Source organism: Tanticharoenia sakaeratensis NBRC 103193 (assembly GCF_000963885.1).
Taxonomy (GTDB): domain Bacteria; phylum Pseudomonadota; class Alphaproteobacteria; order Acetobacterales; family Acetobacteraceae; genus Tanticharoenia; species Tanticharoenia sakaeratensis.
On record NZ_BALE01000043.1, the window covers coordinates 1 to 2,761 of the forward strand.

The following is a 2,761-nucleotide window of genomic DNA, read 5'->3' on the forward strand; positions in this document are numbered from 1 at the left end:
GAGGATGGTCATCGGCAGGGGCTCCGCCCGCCATTGCGGCATGACCTCCACGAGTTCTCCGGCGGAGAGGTGACGTTTCACGTCGTAGGCCGGGATCTGGATCAGCCCGAGACCGGCAAGGCAGCACGCGATCGATGCCTCGGCAGTGTTCACCGTCACACGTCCGCTTACGGCCATCGTATGCATGTCGCCGTCCTCCACCCATTCCCAGTCCTCGACCCGTCCGGAGGAGGGCGATGCGTAACGAATGACGTGATGATGTTTCAGGTCGGCCGGACACGCAGGAGAGCCGTGCCGATGAATATAAGCGGCGCTCGCCACGTTGATGAGCGCCAAATCCCCGATCTTCCGGCCGATCAATCCGGAATCCTGCAGAGGACCGACGCGCAGCACGCAGTCGATACCATCTTCGATCAGATTGACCGCCCGGTCGGTCATTCCGAGTTCGATATCGACCGCCGGATAGCGCTCCAGAAATGCCGGCAACGCGGGTGCGACGATCAGCCGGCCGATCCGCCCCGGCAGATTGACGCGGAGAACGCCTTGAGGCCCGATTTCGTCGCGTCGAAACAGCGCTTCGACTTCTTCGACATCGGTCACCAGTCTCACGCAGTGATCGTAGAAGGCGGCGCCATTCGGGGTGACGGAGACCGAGCGGGTCGTGCGCGCCAGCAATCGTGTCCCCACCCGGGCTTCCAGTTCCTGAATGGCGGTGGAGATTGTCGAGCGAGGCATTTTCAACGTGTCGGCAGCGCGGGTGAAACTCGCTGTCTCGACGACGCGCGCGAAAATACGAAAAAGATCGATCCGGTCCAAAACGAGCTTGCCACTCCACCAACGTTTGTTCGAGATCTTCGACATGTCCTGTCGAAAATGACAGATTTATAGGCGTATCATGAATGATATTCTGCCGAAACAGGACGCGTGACAGGCACGTTCCGAACATACCAGGGAGCCCGGATCATGGCGGATCACAGCATCAAGGGAAAAACCGTTCTTATCGCCGGTGGCGCGAAGAACCTCGGCGGGCTGATCGCGCGCGATCTGGCGGCGGCGGGCGCGAAAGCCATCGCGATTCACTACAATAGCCCGGCATCCGGAGCCGATGCTGACAAGACGCTTGCCGATCTGAAGGCTGCGGGAGCAGAGGCCGTGGCGTTCCAGGCCGATCTGACGTCGGCCGACGCCAACGCGAAGCTGTTCGCCGATACCATTGCCGCAATCGGCAAGCCGGATATCGCCATCAACACGGTTGGCAAGGTGCTCAAGAAGCCGATCGCCGAAACGTCGGAAGACGAGTTCGACGCCATGTTCGCGGTCAACACGAAAGCCGCCTACTTCTTCATCAAGGAAGCCGGTCTGCATCTCAACGATAACGGCAAGCTTCTGACGCTGGTGACTTCGCTTCTCGGAGCCTACACGCCGTTCTATTCGACCTATGCCGGGTCCAAGGCTGCCGTCGAACACTTTACCCGCGCGGCGTCGAAGGAATATGGCGCACGTGGCATTTCCGTGAATGCCGTCGGCCCCGGGCCGATGGATACGCCGTTCTTCTACGGCCAGGAAGCGCCGGACGCCGTGGCGTATCACAAATCTGCGGCAGCCCTTTCCGCGTTGAGCCAGACAGGGCTGACCGATATCGAGGACATCGCACCGTTCGTGCGCTTTCTCGTCTCGGACGGCTGGTGGATGACGGGACAGACCATCCTGGTCAATGGCGGCTACACCACGAAATAGTTTTCTGGTCCGGAAATGATAACTCCGGAGATGGTTCTCGTATCTTGCTTCCCAGCGGGCGCGCAGCGGTGAGCCATTTCCGACGAATACAAGTGCGCCGGTGTTGGAGACTGGATTGTCATGACGACCGCATCGCTGCCGCCTGCCGAGATTTTTCAGCACGTCCGCATGATCATGGGCATGGTGCTGGGCCTGAGCATCACGCGTTTGCTGACCGGCTTGGTCCGTATCATCCAGCATCCGGGACAGAACCGGATTTATCCGGTGCATATCGGATGGGTGATCACGATGCTGATCACCCTCATCCATTTCTGGTGGTGGGAATTCTGGCTGGTCGACGTGCAGAAATGGACGTTCGAGATCTACCTGTTCCTGATCGTCTACGCGATCCTGCTGTTTTTTCTCAGCGCATTCCTGTTCCCTGATTCCATCAGCGACTACACCGGCTACGAGGATTTCTTTCTGTCGAGGCGCAAATGGTTCTTTGCGATTTTCGGTATGACCGTCGTGTTTGACTTGATCGACACCCTGATCAAGGGCCAGGCACATTACACGATGTTCGCGATGGAATACTGGTTCAGGATACCAGCCTATCTCATGCTGTGCGGCCTCGCGATCTACACGCCTAATCGCCGGTTTCACCTGGGCTTCGTCATCTTCGGGCTGATGTACGAAGGCTCCTGGATCTTGCGCCATTTCAACACACTGGGCTGAACGGCGCGATGAACATCCGAGGGCCTGAAAAGCAGGTGTGATCGTCGAAAATGCCGTTGAAATCGAGGGGGCATATCGGTCCCGACTGATATGCAGTGGAACATCGGTATCATCTGTCGCTGCTGCTGGCCTGATGCCCCATTTTTCCGCTCTGCGTGGCCGTCCGGGCTGGAAAAAGCAGGCACGACGACTTCGCCTTTATTCCGGTCCTTCTCCCACACAAATGGCTTGTTCCCTGGCCTGAGCGGTCCTTCCTCCGAATGAAGAGAGCGCCAGCCAGATAAGCAGGGGCGGGCGCACCTGTCCCGCC

General features: G+C 58.7%; 3 protein-coding genes. 2 read left to right on the forward strand and 1 reads right to left on the reverse strand.

The genetic code is table 11. The features are described from left to right. A partial coding sequence (locus B8446_RS13075) for a LysR family transcriptional regulator (RefSeq protein WP_048850328.1) occupies positions 1-816 on the reverse strand: 816 nt, incomplete at its 3' end. A 147-nt stretch (positions 817-963) separates the two neighbouring features. On the opposite strand from B8446_RS13075, the gene B8446_RS13080 reads away from it, so the two are divergent. Together B8446_RS13080 and B8446_RS13085 are read left to right on the forward strand one after the other, a co-directional pair. Then, positions 964-1,737: an SDR family oxidoreductase gene (locus B8446_RS13080; protein ID WP_048850325.1), complete on the forward strand. Its 774-nt coding sequence runs from the start codon at positions 964-966 to the stop codon at positions 1,735-1,737. A 120-nt stretch (positions 1,738-1,857) separates the two neighbouring features. Continuing rightward, positions 1,858-2,451, forward strand: coding sequence for a hypothetical protein (locus B8446_RS13085; protein ID WP_048850327.1), 594 nt, complete (start codon positions 1,858-1,860; stop codon positions 2,449-2,451). Positions 2,452-2,761 lie beyond the last annotated feature (310 nt).

Bases quoted from the DNA above. Each gene is read 5' to 3' on its own strand.
- B8446_RS13080 (WP_048850325.1), top strand. From the start codon at position 964: ATGGCGGATCACAGCATCAAGGGAAAAACCGTTCTTATCGCCGGTGGC.
- B8446_RS13085 (WP_048850327.1), top strand. From the start codon at position 1,858: ATGACGACCGCATCGCTGCCGCCTGCCGAGATTTTTCAGCACGTCCGC.